Origin of the sequence: Pseudomonas sp. DWP3-1-3b3 (assembly GCF_049896305.1) — a bacterium.
Classification (GTDB): domain Bacteria; phylum Pseudomonadota; class Gammaproteobacteria; order Pseudomonadales; family Pseudomonadaceae; genus Aquipseudomonas; species Aquipseudomonas azotoformans_A.
In genome coordinates this window covers 442,728-462,499 of the sequence record NZ_JAFCUA010000004.1, presented here as the reverse complement: position 1 = coordinate 462,499, position 19,772 = coordinate 442,728, and the positions used below count along the sequence as shown (strand labels likewise).

Sequence of the window (19,772 nt, the reverse complement as noted above, 5' to 3'; positions counted from 1 at the left end):
TCAAAACAACCTCAACCCCATCACGGCGCGCTCAGGGTGACCACGTAGGCCCCCGATTGAATGGGCTTGCCGAGGGCGTCCACCAGCACATACCGTTGGTCGTAATAGCGCCCATCACGGCTGTCGGCGACCAACTTGACGTTAACCTGCGCAGTGCCCAGCGCCTTCACCGTGCGCACAGGTTGCACCGCCAACTGGCTGCCACGCAGGGCCTGGGGGCAGCCCTTGAATTCCAGCGTCGACCCGCCTGGCGCAGCCGCATGACAACTGGGCTCGACAATACTGCCGTGAAATTGAATGACGCCTGAGGGCGCCGCCAGGCAAGCCCCCGCCCATACCGCAAGAACGCCGGTAACCAGTGACAAACGTTTAACGTTCATGTCGACGCTCCTTCTTGGGTAGTTAAGAAGGTAGTCGTCTGGCCCGGCGTTTACTTGAGCTTATTCGGCAAAGGCTGTGACGTAGATCAAGGATCCACCTGCCCCATCATTTCTGGAATGCTTTCCGGCCGCTTGGCATAACGCTGGGCCAACGCCGCGCAGACCATCAGCTGGATCTGGTGGAACAGCATCAGCGGCAAAATCAGCACGCCCATGGTTGCCCCGGCAAACAATACCTGGGCCATCGGCACGCCGGTTGCCAGGCTCTTCTTCGAACCACAGAACAGGATGGTGATGCGGTCTTCCTGATTGAAGCCAAAAGCCTTGCCCAACACGGTCGAGGCCACCAGCACCAAGGCGAGCAACACGCAGCACGCCACCACCAACCCACCCAGCTCCCACAACGGGATCTGGTGCCAGATGCCTTCGTTGACCGCTTCGCTGAACGCGCCATAGACCACCAGCAGAATCGAGCCCTGATCAACGAACTTCAGCCAGGATTTATTGCGGCCGACCCACTCACCGATCCAACGACGGGCGATTTGCCCGGCGATGAATGGCAGCAGCAATTGCACGCTGATTTTCAAGATCGCGTCGACGGTCGAACCACCCTCGCCGTGCACGTTGAGCAACAGGGTCACCAGCAACGGCGTGAGGAAGATCCCAAACAGGCTGGACGCCGCCGCACTGCAAATCGCCGCCGGGATATTGCCCCGCGCCAGCGACGTAAACGCAATCGCCGATTGCACCGTGGCCGGCAGGGCGCAGAGGTAGAGCATGCCCATGTACAGGTCTTTACCGATCAACGGCGACAGCACCGGTTTGAGCGCCAGGCCCAGCAGCGGGAACAGCACGAAGGTCAGGCTGAACACCAATAAATGCAGGCGCCAGTGCCCGGCACCGGCAACAATCGCCTGGCGCGACAGCTTGGCGCCGTGCAGGAAGAACAGCAGCGCAATCGCAAGGTTGGTGACCCAGCCGAAGGCCACGGCGGTCTGGCCGCTGGCGGGCAGCAGGGAAGCGAGGATCACCGTGGCGATCAGCGTCAGGGTGAAGTTGTCGGGCAGAAAACGGGGGCGAGTCATAAGCAGGATCTTCCGGGGGGTTGCCAAGAGCGTCGTCGCGACTCTAACGTAACGGCTTGTTACCGACTAACGCCAATGAGCCAGTAAATGCCGCCTAAAGGACATGACAAGACCGTCCGCCGCAGTGTGCCTGGGCTTTCCAGCCTGCCACGGCCGGTGTACGGACGCACCGAATCCTTGCCCAATCGTGCGTTGACCCGTCGCCACAGCCACCCGTGGGTGCAATTGTCCTACGCGATTTCCGGGGTGCTGGAGATCCAGACCAGCGTTGGTCGCTTCGTCGCGCCGCCTCAGCGCGCGGTGTGGATTCCGGCCGGTATGCCGCACCGCGTGTTCAGTTCGCCCCACACGGAGATGCGCAGCCTGTACCTGGATTGCAGCGTCACCACCTGGGCGGATGAGCGCTGTCATGTGCTGGAGGTGAGTAGTTTGCTGCGGGAGTTGATCCGCAGTTTCAGTGAATTGCCGGTGGAATATGCCGAGGATGGGCCGGATGGACGTTTGGCCCAAGTGGTGCTGGACCAACTGGCGGCGGCGCCGCAAGTCGACTTGATGCTGCCGCTGCCGCTGGACCCGCGTTTACGCCAGATCTACCGCAGCTTGAACTCACACCCGGAGCAGCAGACCACCTTGGGCCAGTGGAGCCAGAAGCTGGGGGTGAGCGAGAAGACCCTCAGCCGCTTGTTCCTGAGCGACACCGGGCTGACCTTTCGGGCGTGGCGCCAGCGTTTGCGATTGCTCACCGCCCTGCCCGCCCTGGAGCAGGGCGAGCGGGTAACGGATGTGGCACTGGGGTGTGGGTATGAATCCACCTCGGCGTTTATCAATGCGTTTCGCCAGCAGTTCGAGGCGACGCCGGGTGAGTTCTTTCGCTAGGCTGAGGCCTTCGCCAGCATCGCCTGGAGCAACACATCCGCGCCCGCCGTCGACCATTCCTGGGAAATGTCTTCCGCCTCGTTATGGCTCAACCCATCCACACAGGGCACAAAGATCATCGCCGTCGGCGCCACCTGGTTCAGGTAGCAGGCATCATGCCCGGCGCCGGAAATCATCGGCCGATGGCTATAGCCCAACGCCTGCGCCGACGCCCGCACGACCTCGACACAGCCTGCGTCAAAGGCAATCGGCGCGTACTGGAAGATCTGCTTCACGCTGTGCTGCAAGCCAATGCCGTCGGCAATCTGCGCCACGGCATTGCGCAACTGCTGATCCTGGCGCGCCAAGACCGCTTCGTCCGGGTGACGGAATTCCACACTGAAAAACACCCGCCCCGGCACCACGTTGCGTGAGTTGGGGAAGATATTCGCCATGCCCACCGTGGCCCGCCCTTCGGCGCCCTGCTCCAGGCCCAACCCGTTGACGGCCTCGACCACCCGGGCAAAACCGAGCAAGGCATCCAGGCGATGGTCCATGGGCGTGGTGCCGGCGTGGGCGCTGCGGCCGCTCAGTTCCAATTCATACCAGCGCTGGCCCTGGGCGCCGGTGACCACGCCGATGGTAATGCCCTGCGCTTCAAGGATCGGGCCTTGTTCGATATGCAGTTCGAACGCGGCGTGGATCGCTTGGCCACCCACCGATTCGGTGCCAGCGTAGCCGATTTGCTGCAGCGCCTGGCCAATGGTCACGCCGGCTTTGTCTTCACGGGACAGCCCGTATTCCAGGTCAAACACGCCCGCGTAGACGCCCGACGAAATCATCGCCGGCGCAAAGCGTGAGCCTTCTTCGTTGGTCCAGTTGACCACTTCGATGGGCCGGTCGGTCTCGATACCCAGGTCATTCAGAGTGCGCAGCACTTCCACGCCCGCAAGCACACCGTAGATGCCGTCGTACTTGCCGCCAAAGGGCTGGGAGTCGCCGTGGGAACCGGTCATCACCGGGGCCAAATCATCGAAGCGCCCTGCGCGACGGGCGAAGATATTGCCCATGGCGTCCACGCGGATGCTACAACCGGCCGCCTCGCACCACTGCACGAACAGGTCGCGGCCACGGCGGTCTTCGTCGGTCAGCGCCAGGCGTGATACGCCGCCTTTTTCGGTGGCGCCGATCTGCGCCATTTCCATCAGCGAAGCCCACAGGCGTTCGCCGTTCACACGCGCCAGCTTACTCATGGGGTTTGGCCCGATAGCGGAAGTCACAACGGTGATCGCCGCCCATGATGGTCTGGGTGCGGGTCAACTGGATGTCCGGGTTGTAGCCGACGATAAACAGCTCGTCACGGTTGCACGACAGCAGGTGGCCGATCTCGCCCAGGCCCATCTCGTGGTACATCTCGGCGTAGCGGCAGCGCTTGACGTCGTAGTCGTAGTGCTCGGCGTCACTGGCGATGATCTCGACCTTCAGCGCGTCGTCCTTTTCCCACAGCACTTGCAGCTCGACGAAACTCTTGAGGTCGGCGCCCTGCTCTTCCAGCGACGCAAAATGCTTGCCGGCCTGGATCGCGGCATTGCCCACGGCTTCACCGATCACGGCAGCGGCAAAGTCCTTGCCCTGTTCGCGCTTGAGGATCTCGTAGATCGGCTTGATGATTTCGGCCTCGATGCGCCGCCGGGCGAGGATGCCCAGTTCACCTTCCAGTTTGCTCATTGTGTGCCTCCATCAGCTCCACAGAATCGGGTGCCCGACAGGCACCCGACAATACGATTATTGACCGCCCGCCACGCTCACAGGCTGCCATTGATTGGCCTTGACCTGGTAAACGGTGAACGTCGGCTTCTTCAAGTTGCCTTCGCCGTCAAAGGCGATGGTGCCGGTCACGCCCTCATAGCTGATGGCGCGCAGCACCGGCAGGTATTTCTGTGGGTCCACCGAATCTGCTTTCTCGATAGCCGCCACCAGCACGCCTACACCGTCGTAGGCGAACGGCGCGTGCAGCTCGATGTTGGTTTTGTAGCGTTCCTTGTAAGCCTGCTCGAATGCCTTGCCGCCCGGCATCTGCGCAATCGCCAGGCCCGGCTCCAGGGCGATCACGCCTTCGCCTTCGTTCTGCGCCAATTGCAGGAAGGTCTGGCTGACGAAACCACCGGCGCCCATCAGCGGCGCCTTGATCCCCAGTTGCTTGAGGCGACGGGCCAACGGCGCGGCCTGGGCGTCGACGCCGCCGAAGAAGATCAGGTCCGGGTTCTGGCTGCGGATATTGGTCAGCACGGCGCTGAAGTCGATGGTCTTGTCGTCCACGTATTCGCGGGACACCACCTTGGCGCCACCGGCTTGGATGGATTTGACGAACTGGTCCGCCAGGCCCTGGCCAAAGGCGGTGCGGTCGTCGATCACGGCGATACGCTGGGCCTTGAGGGTTTTCAGGGCGTAGTCGCCGGCGACCTGACCACCATCGTCGTCATGGCCCATGATGCGGAAACTGGTGTCGAACCCTTGCTGGGTGTAAGCGTGACCGGTAGCCACCGGCGCCACCTGGGCGATGCCCGCGTCATGGTAAACCCGCGCCGCCGGGATGCTGGTGCCGGTGTTCCAGTGGCCGACCACGCCCACCACGCCTTCATCCACCAGGCGCTGGGCCACGGTGACGGCAGTGCGTGGGTCGGACTGGTCGTCTTCGGACACCAGCTTGAAGGTCACGGCTTCACCGTTGATCTTCGGGTGCTTGGCGTTGGCCTGGTCGATGGCCAGTTGCGCGCCGTTTTCCAGGTCCTTGCCGATGCGGGCCGACGGGCCAGTGAGCGGGCCGGCGAGGCCGATCAACACAGTCTGGTCGGCCTGGGCCACGGCGCTGGCCAGGCTGCTCAGGGCCAGGCCGATCAATGCGGTTTTCTTCAAGGTGTTCATGGGTTATTCCTGCTAAGTGTCGGGCGGGTCGGAACACGCCGGGCGTCCGGTAGCGTCATGGTGTTATTCACCGAGGTAAGCACTGCGCACCTCGGGGTGTTCAAGCAAATCCTGGGAAGGGCCGGTCAAGGTGATGCGCCCGGTGTCCATCACGTAGGCACGGTCGGTGACTTGCAGCGCCAGCCGTGCGTTCTGTTCCACCAGCAACAGGGTCATGCCCTGGCGACAGACGTCGTCGATCACCTGGAAAATCTTCTCGACCATGATCGGCGCCAGGCCCATGGACGGTTCGTCCAGGATCAACAAGCGCGGGCGTGACAACAGCGCACGGGCCAGGGCGAGCATCTGTTGCTCACCACCGGACAGCAGCCCGGCGGGCTGGTGCAGACGCTCTTCCAGGCGCGGGAAGTGTTCGAACAACTGGCGCATTTCGCGCTGCACGTGCGCGTTATCGCGGCGCAAAAAGGCACCAGCCAGCAGGTTTTCCAGCACGCTCATGCGCGCGAAAATCCCGCGACCCTCGGGGACCATGGCGATGCCCTGGCGCAGCAGGTGTTCCGGGGCCTGGCCGAGAATCGATTGCCCGGCAAAATGGATCGACCCCTTGGCCGCCGGCAGCAAGCCGGTCAAGGCCTTGAGGCTGGAGGACTTGCCCGCGCCATTGGCGCCGATCAGCGTGACGCGCTCGCCTTCAGCGATATGCAGGTCCAGAGATTTGACGGCTTCGATGGCGCCGTAGCGCACCTGCAAGCCCGCGACGTTCAACAAGGCTTCAGACATGCACACTGGCTCCCAGATAGGCCTGGATCACCGCCGGATGCTGACGCACTTCGGCGGGTGGGCCGACGGCGATAACCTGGCCATAGTCGAGCACGCTGATGCGGTCGCATACGCCCATCACCAGCTTGACATCATGTTCGATCAGCAACAGCGTGTGGCCGTCGTCGCGGATCTTTTCCAGCAGGCCGCGCAGTTGCACTTTCTCGCTGGCGTTCATGCCCGCCGCCGGTTCATCCAGGGCCAGCAAGCGTGGCTCGGTGGCCAGGGCGCGGGCGATTTCCAGGCGGCGTTGATGGCCGTAGCTGAGGCTGTCGGCGCGGTAGTGGGCAAAGCCGGCCAGGCCTACATACGCCAATAAACGATGGGCATGGGCACGGGTTTGCGCCTCTTCTTCCTGCGCGCGGCGGTGACGACTCAACGCCGCCCACAGGCCATTGCGGGTGCGCACATGGCGCCCGACCATCACGTTTTCCAGGGCGCTCATGGCATTGAACAGGCGGATATTCTGGAACGTACGGGCAATACCGGCCTCGGCCACCTGATGCACACTGGTGGGCTGGTAGTCACGGCCATCGAGCTGGAAGCGCCCGGAATCCGGGGTGTACAGGCCGGTCATCACATTGAAGAACGTGGTCTTGCCCGCGCCGTTCGGGCCGATCAACCCGTAGATCTCACCGGGCTGGATGCTCAGGCTCACATCGGTCAGTGCCGCGACGCCGCCGAAGTGCTTGTTGACCTGGTCTATCTGCAACAGAGGTGCGTTCATCGTGCCACTCCTTTGGGCCACAGCCCGGCCGGTCGGTAGAGCATCGCCAGGATCAGCGCCAGGCCGTAGAACAACTGGCGGATGATTTCCGGGTCCACCAGCACCTGGCCGAACAGCGCCTGTTGCAGTGGGCCCATGCTCGCGCGCAAGGCTTCGGGCAAGGCCGCCAGCAACACGCAGCCGAGGATCACGCCGGGGATATGGCCCATGCCACCCAGCACCACCATGGCCAACACGGCGATGGACTCGTTGAGGGTGAAGGACTCCGGCGAAACAAAACCCTGGAACGAAGCGAACAGCGCCCCGCTCACCCCGCCGAACGCCGCACCGATGGCAAACGCCAACAGCTTCAGACGCACGGTATTCACGCCCATGGCCTGCGCCGCTTCTTCGTCTTCACGGATCGCCACCCAGGCGCGGCCGATGCGCGAGCGCTCCAGGCGGATGCAGGCAAACAGAATCAGCACCACCAGCGCAGCAAACAGGTAGTAATAGAGGTAGACCGACGGCAGGCGCAGCCCGAACAGCTCCTGGGTGCGACCGAGGTTCACGCCCAGCAGGTTGATCGGATCGACCTGGGCAATGCCTTTGGGCCCGTTGGTGATATTCACCGGGCGATCGAGGTTGCGCAGCAGGATGCGGATGATTTCGCCAAACCCCAGGGTCACGATGGCCAGGTAATCGCCGCGCAGGCGCAGGGTCGGCGCGCCGAGCACCACACCGCAACCGGCAGCCAGCAGCGCGCCCAACGGCAAAATCAGCCAGATCGAGGTGTGCATCCCTGCCGGCAACAGCGCGGCCAATGCCGGGAACTGTTGCAGCAAATGCGGTGACGACAGCAACGCGGCCAGGTAGGCGCCCACCGCGTAAAACGCGATGAAGCCCATGTCCAGCAGCCCGGCGTAGCCAACCACGATGTTCAGGCCGAGGGCGAGCATGATGTACAGCAGGGCAAAGTCCAGGGTACGCACCCAGGTGTTGCCGCCCGCATGCCCGACGATCCAAGGCGCCAATACCAGGGCCACGGCGAACAGCAGCAAGCCAAGGCTGGCGCGTTTATTAGGCGAGAGAGACTGGATCATGCGCGGGTCGCCAATCGTTCGCCCAACAGCCCGGAAGGACGGAACACCAGCACCGCGATCAACACGATAAAGGCGAACACATCCTGGTAATTGCTGCCGAACACGCCATTCGTGGCCGCGCCCAGGTAACCGGTACCCAGGGCTTCGATCAACCCCAGCAGCAATCCGCCGAGCATGGCGCCCTTGAGGTTGCCGATACCGCCCAGCACCGCGGCAGTGAAGGCTTTGATGCCAGGCAAAAAGCCCATGTAGAAATGCGCGCTGCCGTAGTTGCTGGCCATCATGATCCCGGCGAGTGCCGCCAGGGCGCCGCCGATGGCGAAGGTGATCACGATAATCCGATTGGGGCTGATGCCCATCAGGCTGGCGACCTGGGGGTTTTCCGCCACGGCACGCATGGCGCGGCCGAAGCGTGTGCGCTCCACCAACACCAGCAGCGCGACCATCACCGACAAGGCGATGGCAATGGTGGTCAACGCCGTGACGTTGGTAATCGCCGGGTGCGCCGAGGCACCGGCCAACACTTTAATCGGCGCCAGTGGCAGCAGTTGCGGGAACATCTGTGGGTTGCGGGTCCAGACCAGCATGGCAATGGTTTGCAGCAACAGCGACACGCCGATCCCGCTGATCAACGGCGCCAGGCGCGGCGCATGGCGCAGGCGGCGATAGGCAACGCGCTCGATCACCACCGCGAGTACTGCGCAAAACGCCATGGCTACGACGGTGGCACACAGCAACACCAGCACCGGCAGCAGTTCTGGAAAGGTCGCCTGCAACAGGCGAATCATCGACAACCCCACCAACGCGCCGATCATCAACACGTCGCCGTGGGCAAAGTTGATGATGCGCAAAATGCCATAGACCATGGTGTAACCCAGGGCCACCAGCGCGTAGAGACTGCCCGTCATCAAACCATTGAGCAGTTGTTGGATAAACCCATCCATCAGGACCAGAGACCTCAGTGCGTGCAAGGGCGGCACACTAAGCATCTATTCTGTTTTTATCAAATATCAGAAAGTCATATGCATATATCAAACGAATAACAGGCCTTTTATGCCACAAATACGGCACTTATGGCTCTTTATTCAAACTAAAAGTTAGTATTTAATTCAACACATGAATAAATCAGAACAATTAGCCAACGACCCTCCCCTGCGTGCCGTACGCACCTTCGAAGCGTTCGCGCGCCATGGCGGCGTGAATGCCGCCGCGCGCGAGCTGGACGTGTCCGCCTCGGCCATCAGCCATCAACTGCACTTGCTCGAAGATTTCCTGCAACAGCCACTGACCTTGCGCCAGGGCCGCAATCTGGTACTCACCGATGAAGGCCGCGAGTACTACCGCGCGATTCGTTCGGCCTTCGCCGTATTGCGCAGCGCCACCGAGCATGTGCGCGAAAAAAGCGCTACACGCCAGGTGACTATCAGCCTGATCCCGCTGTTTGGCATCAACCTGTTCATCCCTCGCCTGGCGGACTTTCTGAAGGACCACCCGGCGCTGGACATCAACGTGACCTACGCCAACCACCGCAGTTACCCCAGCGATGCGGCCGACCTGTCGATCCGCTTCGGCACCGGGCATTGGCCGGGTTATCACAGTGAGCCGCTGATCTCCGGCGCGGTGACGCCCTATTGCAGCCGCGATTTCCTGGCGCAACACGGCCCCATCGACTCGCCCGAGGCGTTGAGCCAGCTGCCACTGCTGCACGACGAAGAACGCGGCACCTGGGGCCAATGGTTCGAAGCAGCCAACGTGGACGCCACGGCGCTGAATGGGCTGTTGTTGGAAGACGGCCAACTGGCGCTCACCGCCACGCTCACCGGCCTCGGCTGCGCCTTGCTGCGCGAGCCGTTGGTGGCACCCCTGGTAGCCAGTGGCGAGTTGGTGAAGTTGTTTGAACGGGAGGTCAATGATGGCCGCCAGTACTACCTGTGCCGGCGGGCCAACAGTGAATTGTCGAGCGAGGGGAATGACTTGTATGACTGGATCAAGCGCAGCTTGATTGCCGGCTAGCTGCCATTGCCGCCATGGGCTTCTTCGAAGAAGTAGTCCTTCCAGCTGGCGGCCTTGTTTTTCAGCACACCGAGTTCCTGCAATTTTTCGGCGTAGATGTAAGTGCGCTGCGGCACGATGGTGAAATCGATTTCCGGGTCCTGGACGATTTTCTCCACCAGGTCCAACGGCAACTTCGACTGTTCTACGCGAATATAGGCCTTGGCCGCCGCCGGTTTGTCGGCCTTGATAATTTTCTCGGCCTCGGCCAGCGCGTCATAGAACGCTTTGTAGGTCTTGGGGTTTTCGTCGTGGAATTTCTGCGTGGTGTAGAGCACGTTGAACGTCGCCTGCCCGCCCAGGATGTCGTAGGAACTGAGCACCTTGTGCACGTTGGGATCCAACAGTTCCTGGTACTGGAACGGCGGGCTGGAGAAGTGCGAATTGATCTCCGAACCACCGGCAATCAGCGCGGCAGTCGCGTCGGGGTGGGCCAGGCTGATGGAGATGTCGTCGAACTTCTTGTAGTTGGCGTCGCCGAATTGCTTGGCAGTCTCGATCTGCAGGGTGCGCGACTGGAAACCCACGCCGGCGGCGGGCACGGCGATGCGGTCTTTTTCGGTGAAGTCCTTGAGAGTCTTCACATTGGGGTTGTTGGTCAGCAGGTAGTTGGGCATCGAGCCAAGGGAAGCGATGGCCTTGACGTTCTGCTTGCCCTGGGTGCGGTCCCACAGGGTGAGCATAGGCGGCACCCCGGCCGAGACCACGTCCAACGCGCCCGCCAGCAGCGACTCGTTCAACGCCGTGGCGCCGGAAATGCTGTTCCACTCCACCTGGATGTCCAGGCCCTGTTCCTTGCCGTGCTTTTCGATCAGGTGCTGGTCGCGCACCACATCGAGGATCAGGTAGCCGATCCCGAACTGCTGGGCGATGCTGATCTTGCCTTCGGCCTGGGCACCGATACTGATCAAGGCGGTTGCAGCAGCCAGCAAGGTCAGGGAAGAACGCTTGAACGTCATAGGAATCTGCCGGTTTTTTAAGAAGATGATGGAGCCTAGCGGCGATTTTTAAGACTGGAAAAGAATATCGGGATCTATTGTTATGCAAATACCCCACAAACAGGCCCTCGGCTGGTATTGTGCCGCGCTTTGAAAAACTGCCGAACCTGCGAGGAAATGGACGTTGAACACTGACGAAAAAATGACCGGGGACCTGTTCGAGGTGGATAAGCGCCTGTCACTCAAACCCGTGGTGGACTTCAACGCCTACCTGCGCAGCGCCTTCGGCGACGGCCCATGCAGTTGCATCCGCTGCACGGCCAGCCAAGGTGATGAAACCGGCTATGAGTTCCAGCACACTTTTACCTTCGACGGCAAACCCACCCACCGTCGCTTCGCCACCACGGCGGGCAGCGATGTGTTGCAAGCGCTGAAGAAAGCCTGGTTGTCGTACACCAAGGCCGAGCTGCCATTGAGCGGTGTGCTTGCACTGGACACGGTGAAGGAGTTTGTCGAACCGCAACTGCACAAACGCCTGGCACCGCTGTTTTTGGCCAGTGGGTTGGTCAAGGAGGTAGAGGGGGTGTTGCAGGTTCAGCCGCAGGCGGCATGATCAGTAACCCACACCCCGCACACCACCAGAAGCCCGGATCGATTCGCCGGTCACCCAATGAGCCTCATCGGAGGCCAGGAACACAGCCAGCGGCGCGATATCTTCCGGCTCACCAAAGCGCCCAAGGGGCGTACCGGCGATCAGCGACTGGCCAAATTCGCCGGCAAAATTACCTTCGGTGGCCGGCGTGTTGGTATGGCCCGGCAGGATCGAGTTGACCCGAATACCCTTCGGCCCCAGCTCACGCGCCAGGGCGAAGGTCAGCGTGTCCACCGCGCCCTTGGTGGCCGAGTACACACTGGAGGCCAGGTAGGGGTCGGTGCTGAGGATCGAGCTGATGTTGATGATGCTGCCGCCCTGCCCCAGCAACTTCACCGCTTCGCGCGCCGCCAGCAGATAGCCCAGCACGTTGAGGTTGAACTGTTTGTGAAAGGCCTCTTCGGTCAGGTCTTCAATCATCTGGAACACCGCGACGCCAGCGTTGTTGACCAGGATATCCAGCCTGCCGAATTGCTCACCGACCGTTGCGAACAGCCGCGTAACGTCGGCGCCTACACTCATGTCCGCCTGCACACTGATCGCTTTGCCGCCGTGCTGCTGGATATGCGCAACCACTGCGTCGGCGTCGGTTTGACTGGTGGCGTAATTGACCACCACGGTCGCGCCGGCTGCCGCCAAGCCTTTTGCGATCCCTGCGCCGATGCCTTTCGAGGCACCGGTGACCACTGCAATTTTTCCGTCGAGCTTCATGATTCTGGTCTTCCCAAGATTGAGTGATGTCGCTTGCCACCAGTATTCGGCCCGCCGTAGGAATGCCGGTTGCCGGTTCTTCTCCCATGCTTGCCTATTCTTCTCAGCCGGCTTGCTTTGCCCGTCGACGTGGCTCAAGGTCGTTGCATGAACAACGACCTGGACGAACTGCGCCGCCTTGTGATGCGCGCCGACAACAAATGGACCGACACCGGCTTGCCTCGCGTGGCGATGGTGCGCGCCGAAGCGTGCGCGGATCAGGTGTATCAGCCGATGCTGCACCTGGTGCTGCAAGGTTCGAAGACCCTCTCCATCGGCGATCAGGTCGCGACCTACGGGCCGGCCAGCTATTTCGTGGTGCCGGTGGAGGTGCCGGCTACCGGCCAGGTCCACCCTTCGGCCCCCACACGGCCCTACCTGGCGCTCAGCCTGACCCTGGAACCCTCGATGATTGCTGCCGTGCTGGCAGACGAGCGTCAACCCGCCGAACGCCCGCGCACGCAACGGTTCGCGGCGGTGCAGGCGTCGGAGGAAATGCTGGATGCATGGCTGCGCATGCTGCGGTTGATGGATCGACCCAACGAGGCGGCCGTACTGGCGCCCCTGATCGAGCGGGAAATCCTGTTTCGGGTCCTGCAGGGTCCGCTGCGCGAAACCCTGGTGGACATGGCGCGCCCCGATGGTCGCCTGGCGCAGATCCGCCGCGCCACCGAGTGGATCCGCCAGCACTACACCGAACCTTTTCGCGTAGAGCCACTGGCGGCCATGACCGACATGAGCGTGGCGGCGTTCTACCGGCACTTCAAAGCCATCACCGCGATGACGCCAATTCAATACCAGAAACGCTTGCGCCTGTTGCGGGCGCGTTGGTTGCTGCTGTTCGACACCCTGGATGCGGCGTCCATCGCCTTCACCGTGGGTTACGAAAGCGCCTCGCAGTTCAGCCGCGAATATGCGCGACTGTTTGGTTTACCGCCGGTAAAGGACGCGGCCCGCTTCAAGGTGCAGGGTTAAAAGCCGGCCAACACCCCGACGTCACCGGAGCGCCAGACGTTATCCACCGTCACCCGCTGGATCAGCCAGACGCTGGTCTCCCTGACCAACTCAACGTCATAACGGTTCTTCATCAAGTAGTGCCGCGACGGATCGCTTTGCGGCACATGTTGCGCCTCCACCAGCGCGTCCAGGCGGGCGCTGTCGCCGTCCAGCGTCACCCGCGCGTTGCTCACGGAGTGCGTGGTGTCGAGCTGGCTGAGCGCCCCCGACAGCGCGGCGACGATAGTGTCGCGGCCTTCCAGCACAGGGTATTCAAAGCCGGCCTTGGCGGCAGCCGGACGAAAGTCCGACACGGCGTGTTGAGTGAAGGCCGAAGCCAGCAGGGTCGGATCGTTCTGGTCGATGCCCGCTGCGAAGCGATGCAGGGTGTCGATCACCGCGAACGTGTCGACGGTGGTTTGAAACTCAGTAGACGTCATGGGGCGATTCCTGTGGCGTTAATAATCGATGATCTGGGTGCCGGCAATCGTCTGGGCAAAGCCCACGCCGAACAGTTTGGCCGGGGTTTCGAAACCGGCCCGGCGTTCGCCGCCGAGCACCCGGCGTGCCGCTTCCACGGCGGCCAGTGGGGTGTAGCTGTAACCGTTGACGGTCTCGATGACCGAGCGCGCGACCGAACCGTCGAGGCCGGTGACTTCGGCCACGGCGCGCGCGCGGTGGGCGTCACGCTGGGCTTGGGTGGGGCCGTCGGGCAGCAGCGACAGGTCGCCCTCAGGGAAGGCTTCGCCGGTGATGTGCACGAACATGGCGATCGTCGGGATGGCGCTGGAATGCCAGGCGGTCACCAGGTCGCCAAACGATAACGGCGCGCACAGTGCCGGTCCGTCGCCAAAGTCCAGGTGCTGAGGCTGGGCATCCGGTGTGGCGACCAGTTCACCCTCGATGCGCGCCATCACGCCTGCTCCGATGATCTCGCTGACACTCATGGCCGAACCACGGGACATCGCGCCGGGCACCTGCAGAGCGATTTTTATCGACTGCGGCTGCTGCACACGGCGGGCGACGTGCATGGCCAGGCAGTCGGTGGGCACCACGTCCCAGCCCACGCCGGGCAGCAACATCACGTCCGCTTCGGCGCCGAGTTGCTCGGCAAGGCGGTACACGTTGATTTCGGCGGTGATGTCCAGGTAGTCAGTGCCATTGACGATACAAGCGCGCATCAGCGCTGCGGCGGTCTGGGCGAACGGCCCGGCGAAATTGAGCAGCACGTCGATGCCTTCCAACTGGGCGGTATCTGCCGTGAATACGCGGTACGGCGCGTCCAACTCAACCGCCAGGGACGCCAGGCGCTCGGCGTTGCGGCCGGCCAGCACCAGGTTGAGTCCGAGTGTTTTCGCGTGGTGCGCCGCCATGCGTCCGGTGTAGCCGGTGGCGCCGTAGATCATCAGGGTTTTCATGGGGTGTGCTGCCAGTTCTTGTAGACGAATTCGAGGCTGTAGCCGTCCGGGTCGAGGACATTGGCCGCGTAGTAGTTGGGGTCGTAGTGCAGGCGTGCGCCCGGTGCGCCGTTGTCGGTGGCGCCGTTGGCCAGGGCGGCGGCGTAGGCGTTTTCCACCTCGGCGCGGTTATTGGCGACAAAGCCCACATGCACCGCTCGCCCTTCCACCACGCCTTCGCGCAGCCAGAAGAACATCCGGCCATTGGCGCCAAAGCCCTTCAGGTCTGGATGGCCGGGCGGGCCGTCCTTGCCGTCGTAGTCATGCCGCGCGGTGATGCCGAGGGGTGTCAGGGTGGCTTCGTAGAAGCGGATCGAGCGTTGGATATCGCTCACCGAGATAAACAGATGGTCGAGCATGGTGGAGCCTCCTGATTCAGATGATGTAGCCGCCCGCAACTTCGACGGTCTGGGCATTGATCCAGCGGCCTTCTTCCGACAGCAACAGGCCAATAACCCGTGCCACGTCTTCCGGTTCGCCTACACGGCCGAGGGCGGTTTGCCCGGCAAGCAGGGCTTCGAATTCATCGTTCAAGCCGCCGCCCAGTTCGGTGCGTATGGCACCAGGGGACACGGCGTTGGCACGGATACGTCGCTCACCGAACTCTTTGGCCATGTAGCGCGTGAGCACATCCAGGCCGCCCTTGAATGCGGCGTAAGGCGCAACGCCCGCCGTCGCGACGCGAGTGGTGGCGCTGGTAAGGTTGACGATGCTGGCGTGTTCTTCCAGCAGAGGCAGCAGGGTTTGGGTCAGGAAAAACGGCCCCTTGAGGTGCACATTGAACAAGCCGTCGAACTGCGCCTCGGTCACCGACTCAAGGGGGTTGAACAAACCATAGCCGGCGTTGTTCACCAGCCCACTCAAGGTGCTTGCGTCCCATGTGGCCTGCAGGGCAAACGTCACCGCCTCACGGAATGCAGGGAATGTGCTGACAGCCGCAACATCCAATTCCAGCGCCACGGCTTTACCGCCGCTGGCCTCGATGCGCTGGACCACCGCCTGTGCCGCATCCGGGTTGCGGTTGTACGTCAGGATCACGCCATGTCCCTGACGTGCACACAGCTCGGCGGTGCTGGCACCGATCCCACGGCTGCCTCCGGTAATCACGATAACGCCCATGGCCTGCTCCACTGCTGAAAAGTTGAGTGACCACAGTAGTCATCGCCCTACTTTTCGACGCAGCCGTTCCTACTCCAATCCTGCCTGTTTCTGCTTTTTGCTTGCGCAAGGCTCAATGGAAGGCACAGCATGGTCGCCATGAATACTCAATTGATCGAACTGCGCGCCTTGGCTGCCAAGGCCGAAAACCGCCGCACCGAGACCGGCATCCCGCGCGTGGCGATGGTCCAGGGGGCGATTCCCGAGCATATGCTCGCGGCGGTGTATGACCCGATGATCAACCTGATCCTGCAGGGCAGTAAGTGCATGACCGTGGGCGACCGCACGCTGCATTACGACCCGGCGACGTATTTTGTGATGTCCATCGAGTTGCCCGCAGTCGGCGTGGTGAACCCGGCGATCACGGGCGAACCCTACCTGGCGGTGAGCCTGACGCTTGATCCGACCGTGCTGACCACCCTGCTCAACGACCTGCCGGCCCCCAACGGGCGTTGCGAACAGGAAGCCGGTTTCTCTGTGGCGGCCGTCACGCCCGCCTTGATGGATGCCTGGGTGCGCATGCTGCGCCTGATGGGCGACCCAGTGGCGATTGCCGCCTTGGCGCCCGCGTATGAACGGGAAATCCTCTACCACGTGCTGCAAGGCCCCCACGGCTGGATGTTGCGCGAGATTGCCGCGCCGGATACGGCCATGGCGCGGGTCAGCCGAGCGATCCAGTGGATCCGGCGCGACTATGCCGAGCCGATTCGTGTGGAGGCGTTGGCGCAGAAGGCTGCAATGAGTGTTTCGGCATTTCACCGGCACTTCAAGGCCGTGACCAACCTGAGCCCGTTGCAGTACCAGAAACGCGTGCGGCTGTTGCAGGCGCGCACGTTGATGGTGGCCAGTGCCAGCAGCGTGACCAGTGCGGCGTTTGAGGTGGGGTATGAAAGCGCGACCCAGTTCAGCCGGGACTATGCGCGGGTGTTCGGGTTGCCGCCGGCGAGGGATACGGCGCGTATCTTGGCCAACAGCCGAGGATTGTAGTGAGCGGGCTTGCCCGCTCACTACAATTTACCCTGGTAGAGTTATTTGCGCGCAGCCTCCCACTGTTTGAGCAAGTCGCCGTAAGCCACGGTCTCGCCCTTCGGCTTCTCGTTGGCCAGTTTCGGTTTCGGCGCGCCCGGCTGGTCGAACCAGTATTGCGCGTCACGCTCGGGGTTCATTTTCGGGCCGCATACCGGTTGGACCTTGGAGCGTTCCAGGCGCGTCATGATCGCGTCCTGTTCCTTGGCCAGGTTGTCCAGTGCTTGCTGCGGGGTTTTCTCGCCGCTGGCGGCGGCGGCGATGTTGCTCCACCACAGTTGTGCCAGGCGTGGGTAGTCCGGCACGTTGGTGCCAGTCGGGGTCCACTCGACGCGTGCCGGGCTGCGGTAGAACTCCACCAGGCCACCGAGTTTCGGTGCCATGTCGGTCATCGCTTGGGAGTTGATGTCGGACTCACGAATCGGCGTCAGGCCGACGATGGTTTTCTTCAGCGACACGGTTTTCGAGGTCACGAACTGCGCGTAGAGCCAGGCCGCGAGTTTTTGCTTCTCAGGTGTCGACTTGAGGAAGGTCCAGGAACCTACGTCCTGATAGCCCTTCTTCATGCCCTTTTCCCAATAAGGTCCGACCGGTGACGGCGCCATGCGCCATTTTGGCGTGCCGTCGGCATTCACCACCGGCAGGCCCGGCTTGGTCATGTCGGCGGTGAACGCGGTGTACCAGAAGATCTGCTGGGCGATGTTGCCCTGGGAAGGCACCGGGCCGGATTCGGAGAAGGTCATGCCCGCCGCTTCCGGTGGCGCGTAGGCTTTCATCCAGTCCACGTATTTCTGGGTGGCATACACGGCGGCCGGGCCGTTGGTGTCGCCGCCACGGGTGACGCTGGAGCCGACCGGGTGGCAGTCCTCCACGCGAATGCCCCACTCGTCCACCGGCAAGCCGTTGGGCAAGCCTTTGTCGCCGCCACCGGCCATGGAGAACCAGGCATCGGTGAAGCGCCAGCCCAGGGACGGGTCTTTCTTGCCGTAGTCCATGTGCCCATACACGCGCTTGCCGTCGATTTCCTTGACGTCTTCACTGAAGAATTTGGCGATGTCTTCATAGGCCGACCAGTTCACCGGCACGCCGAGGTCATAGCCGTATTTTTCCTTGAACTTGGCTTTCAGGTCCGCGCGCTCGAACCAGTCGGCACGGAACCAGTACAGGTTGGCGAACTGCTGGTCGGGCAGTTGGTAGATCTTGCCGTCCGGCGCAGTGGTGAATGAGAGGCCGATGAAGTCCTTCAGATCCAGGGTCGGCGAGGTGTAGTCCTTGCCCTCATTGGCCATCAGGTCGGTGATGGATTCGGTCTTGCCGTAGCGAAAGTGCGTACCGATCAGGTCCGAGTCGTTGACCCAGCCGTCATAGATGTTCTTGTCGGACTGCATCTGGGTTTGCAGCTTTTCCACCACGTCGCCTTCCTGCAGCAGGTCGTGGGTCAGCTTGATCCCGGTGATTTCGCTGAAGGCCTTGGCCAGCACCTTGGACTCGTACTCGTGGGTGGTGAGGGTTTCCGACACCACGTTGATCTTCATGCCACGGAACGGTTCCGACGCCTTGATAAACCACTTGAGCTCCTCAAGCTGCTGTTCAGCCGTGAGGGTGGACGGTTTGAATTCGCTGCCGATCCATTTTTTCGCGGCATCTTCGTACGCATCGGCCCAGGCCGAAGCGCTCAAACCGCTGAGGGCCAGTACGGCGGCCAATGAAATGCTATGTCGCAGCTTATTGTTCTTATTCAACATAGAGACCTCCAGGTTGTTTATTCACAAGGGCATCAGCCCCAACGCATCACACTCAACAGCCATACCAGGGAGAGCGCGGACGCCACCCAGATGCTCCAGTCGGTAGCGCCGATCACCAGCAAATGCAGGTAGGCGCTGCCGAGAAGACCGATAAACAAACGATCACCACGGGTGGTGCTGATCGGTAACAAACCGCGCCGAGGGATGCTCGGCGAACGCAATTCCCAGGTGGTCATGCCCGCGAGGATCAGGGCTATGGCACCAAAGAACAGCGCGGTGGGGGTGGTCCAGGCCATCCATTCCATCATCGACTCCTCAGACCCGGCCCAGGGCAAAGCCCTTGGCCACGTGGTTGCGAACAAACCAGATCACCAGCATGCCGGGAAGGATAGTCAACACCCCCGCCGCCGCCAGCACGCCCCAATCGATACCCGACGCCGAGACCGTGCGCGTCATCACCGCCGCGATGGGCTTGGCGTTGACCGAGGTCAGGGTGCGCGCCAGCAGCAGTTCGACCCAGGAAAACATGAAGCAGAAAAACGCGGTCACGCCGATGCCGGAGCCGATCAACGGGATAAAGATCTTCACGAAAAACTTGGGAAACGAGTAGCCGTCGATGTAGGCGGTTTCGTCGATTTCCTTGGGCACCCCGGACATGAAGCCCTCCAGGATCCACACCGCCAACGGCACGTTGAACAGGCAGTGCGCCAAAGCCACCGCGATATGCGTGTCAAACAGACCAATCGACGAATACAGCTGGAAGAACGGCAGCAAAAACACCGCCGGCGGCGCCATGCGGTTGGTCAGCAGCCAGAAGAACAGGTGCTTGTCGCCCAGGAAGCGGTAGCGCGAAAACGCATAGGCCGCCGGCAGCGCCACGCTCAGGGAGATCACCGTATTCAGGCTTACGTAGTAGAGCGAGTTGAGGTAACCGGTGTACCAGCTCGGATCGGTGAAGATCACCTTGTAGTTGGCCAGGGTGAAATCCTGCGGAAACAGCGTCAGCCCGCCGAGGATTTCGGTGTTGCTCTTGAAGGACATGTTCAGCAGCCAGTAGATCGGCACCAGCAGAAACAGGATGTAGATCAGCAGCGGGATAACCTTGCGCTTGCTCATGTTGGCGGC

23 protein-coding genes are annotated in these 19,772 nt (G+C 62.1%); 5 read left to right on the top strand and 18 right to left on the bottom strand.

The features are described 5' to 3' along the window. Positions 1–20: 20 nt before the first annotated feature. Positions 21–380: a type 1 fimbrial protein gene (locus ACP7BX_RS15525; protein ID WP_426160759.1), complete on the bottom strand. Its 360-nt coding sequence runs from the start codon at positions 378–380 to the stop codon at positions 21–23. Positions 381–466: 86 nt separating this feature from the next. Then, the gene (locus ACP7BX_RS15520; protein WP_038846999.1) at positions 467–1,465 is read right to left on the bottom strand and encodes a bile acid:sodium symporter family protein; all 999 of its coding nucleotides are present in this window, start codon (positions 1,463–1,465) and stop codon (positions 467–469) included. Between the two features lie 87 nt (positions 1,466–1,552). Here ACP7BX_RS15520 and ACP7BX_RS15515 point away from each other — a divergent pair, with 87 nt between their 5' ends. Continuing rightward, entirely contained in the window at positions 1,553–2,341 is a 789-nt protein-coding gene (locus ACP7BX_RS15515) for an AraC family transcriptional regulator (RefSeq protein ID WP_068934330.1), read from the top strand. Here ACP7BX_RS15515 and ACP7BX_RS15510 read toward each other — a convergent pair. The 7 genes from ACP7BX_RS15510 to ACP7BX_RS15480 form a co-directional block, all read right to left on the bottom strand. Then, a complete protein-coding gene (locus ACP7BX_RS15510; RefSeq protein WP_426160757.1) occupies positions 2,338–3,573 on the bottom strand; it encodes a Zn-dependent hydrolase in 1,236 nt (411 codons plus the stop codon). The two genes, ACP7BX_RS15515 and ACP7BX_RS15510, sit on opposite strands and share 4 nt — an antisense overlap. Next, entirely contained in the window at positions 3,566–4,048 is a 483-nt protein-coding gene (locus ACP7BX_RS15505; protein WP_016977290.1) for an L-2-amino-thiazoline-4-carboxylic acid hydrolase, read from the bottom strand. Before ACP7BX_RS15505 ends, ACP7BX_RS15510 begins: the two co-directional genes overlap by 8 nt. A gap of 57 nt (positions 4,049–4,105) precedes the next feature. After that, complete coding sequence (locus tag ACP7BX_RS15500) at positions 4,106–5,245, bottom strand: branched-chain amino acid ABC transporter substrate-binding protein (protein ID WP_426160756.1); 1,140 nt, start codon at positions 5,243–5,245, stop codon at positions 4,106–4,108. 63 nt (positions 5,246–5,308) lie between these two features. Next, positions 5,309–6,025, bottom strand: a complete 717-nt coding sequence (locus ACP7BX_RS15495) for an ABC transporter ATP-binding protein (RefSeq protein WP_426160755.1) — start codon at positions 6,023–6,025, stop codon at positions 5,309–5,311. Beyond that, positions 6,018–6,791, bottom strand: coding sequence for an ABC transporter ATP-binding protein (locus ACP7BX_RS15490; RefSeq protein WP_426160754.1), 774 nt, complete (start codon positions 6,789–6,791; stop codon positions 6,018–6,020). Before ACP7BX_RS15490 ends, ACP7BX_RS15495 begins: the two co-directional genes overlap by 8 nt. Continuing rightward, entirely contained in the window at positions 6,788–7,873 is a 1,086-nt protein-coding gene (locus ACP7BX_RS15485) for an ABC transporter permease subunit (RefSeq protein ID WP_426160753.1), read from the bottom strand. Before ACP7BX_RS15485 ends, ACP7BX_RS15490 begins: the two co-directional genes overlap by 4 nt. Then, entirely contained in the window at positions 7,870–8,817 is a 948-nt protein-coding gene (locus tag ACP7BX_RS15480) for a branched-chain amino acid ABC transporter permease (RefSeq protein WP_426160752.1), read from the bottom strand. The genes ACP7BX_RS15485 and ACP7BX_RS15480 overlap by 4 nt, the downstream gene beginning before the upstream one ends. A gap of 172 nt (positions 8,818–8,989) precedes the next feature. On the opposite strand from ACP7BX_RS15480, the gene ACP7BX_RS15475 reads away from it, so the two are divergent. Next, the gene (locus ACP7BX_RS15475) at positions 8,990–9,886 is read left to right on the top strand and encodes a LysR substrate-binding domain-containing protein (protein WP_314528231.1); all 897 of its coding nucleotides are present in this window, start codon (positions 8,990–8,992) and stop codon (positions 9,884–9,886) included. Here ACP7BX_RS15475 and ACP7BX_RS15470 read toward each other — a convergent pair. Further along, entirely contained in the window at positions 9,883–10,884 is a 1,002-nt protein-coding gene (locus ACP7BX_RS15470) for an ABC transporter substrate-binding protein (protein WP_426160751.1), read from the bottom strand. The two genes, ACP7BX_RS15475 and ACP7BX_RS15470, sit on opposite strands and share 4 nt — an antisense overlap. Before the next feature lie 163 nt (positions 10,885–11,047). Here ACP7BX_RS15470 and ACP7BX_RS15465 point away from each other — a divergent pair, with 163 nt between their 5' ends. Further along, a complete protein-coding gene (locus ACP7BX_RS15465; RefSeq protein WP_426160750.1) occupies positions 11,048–11,476 on the top strand; it encodes a hypothetical protein in 429 nt (142 codons plus the stop codon). On the opposite strand, the gene ACP7BX_RS15460 is transcribed toward ACP7BX_RS15465, so the two are convergent. Continuing rightward, the gene (locus ACP7BX_RS15460; RefSeq protein ID WP_426160749.1) at positions 11,477–12,226 is read right to left on the bottom strand and encodes an SDR family NAD(P)-dependent oxidoreductase; all 750 of its coding nucleotides are present in this window, start codon (positions 12,224–12,226) and stop codon (positions 11,477–11,479) included. A gap of 147 nt (positions 12,227–12,373) precedes the next feature. Here ACP7BX_RS15460 and ACP7BX_RS15455 point away from each other — a divergent pair, with 147 nt between their 5' ends. Then, positions 12,374–13,240: an AraC family transcriptional regulator gene (locus ACP7BX_RS15455; RefSeq protein ID WP_314528249.1), complete on the top strand. Its 867-nt coding sequence runs from the start codon at positions 12,374–12,376 to the stop codon at positions 13,238–13,240. On the opposite strand, the gene ACP7BX_RS15450 is transcribed toward ACP7BX_RS15455, so the two are convergent. From ACP7BX_RS15450 to ACP7BX_RS15435, 4 genes are read right to left on the bottom strand one after another with little or no spacing between them, the layout of a single operon-like run. Beyond that, the gene (locus tag ACP7BX_RS15450) at positions 13,237–13,701 is read right to left on the bottom strand and encodes a nuclear transport factor 2 family protein (RefSeq protein ID WP_426160748.1); all 465 of its coding nucleotides are present in this window, start codon (positions 13,699–13,701) and stop codon (positions 13,237–13,239) included. The two genes, ACP7BX_RS15455 and ACP7BX_RS15450, sit on opposite strands and share 4 nt — an antisense overlap. Before the next feature lie 18 nt (positions 13,702–13,719). After that, entirely contained in the window at positions 13,720–14,679 is a 960-nt protein-coding gene (locus ACP7BX_RS15445; protein WP_426160747.1) for a saccharopine dehydrogenase family protein, read from the bottom strand. Then, positions 14,676–15,077: a VOC family protein gene (locus ACP7BX_RS15440; RefSeq protein WP_426160746.1), complete on the bottom strand. Its 402-nt coding sequence runs from the start codon at positions 15,075–15,077 to the stop codon at positions 14,676–14,678. Before ACP7BX_RS15440 ends, ACP7BX_RS15445 begins: the two co-directional genes overlap by 4 nt. 16 nt (positions 15,078–15,093) lie before the next feature. Continuing rightward, on the bottom strand, positions 15,094–15,837 hold the full coding sequence (locus ACP7BX_RS15435) for an SDR family NAD(P)-dependent oxidoreductase (RefSeq protein ID WP_426160745.1): 744 nt from the start codon (positions 15,835–15,837) through the stop codon (positions 15,094–15,096). Positions 15,838–15,975: 138 nt separating this feature from the next. Here ACP7BX_RS15435 and ACP7BX_RS15430 point away from each other — a divergent pair, with 138 nt between their 5' ends. Then, complete coding sequence (locus tag ACP7BX_RS15430) at positions 15,976–16,863, top strand: AraC family transcriptional regulator (protein WP_314528485.1); 888 nt, start codon at positions 15,976–15,978, stop codon at positions 16,861–16,863. Positions 16,864–16,904: 41 nt separating this feature from the next. On the opposite strand, the gene ACP7BX_RS15425 is transcribed toward ACP7BX_RS15430, so the two are convergent. Genes ACP7BX_RS15425 through ACP7BX_RS15415 form a run of 3 tightly spaced genes read right to left on the bottom strand, consistent with a single transcriptional unit; the run spans position 16,905 to position 19,763 of the window. Next, entirely contained in the window at positions 16,905–18,647 is a 1,743-nt protein-coding gene (locus tag ACP7BX_RS15425) for an ABC transporter substrate-binding protein (protein WP_426160743.1), read from the bottom strand. 32 nt (positions 18,648–18,679) lie between these two features. Continuing rightward, positions 18,680–18,952: a DUF2160 domain-containing protein gene (locus ACP7BX_RS15420; protein WP_016977309.1), complete on the bottom strand. Its 273-nt coding sequence runs from the start codon at positions 18,950–18,952 to the stop codon at positions 18,680–18,682. A gap of 10 nt (positions 18,953–18,962) precedes the next feature. After that, the gene (locus ACP7BX_RS15415) at positions 18,963–19,763 is read right to left on the bottom strand and encodes a carbohydrate ABC transporter permease (RefSeq protein WP_003174634.1); all 801 of its coding nucleotides are present in this window, start codon (positions 19,761–19,763) and stop codon (positions 18,963–18,965) included. Positions 19,764–19,772: the final 9 nt, after the last annotated feature.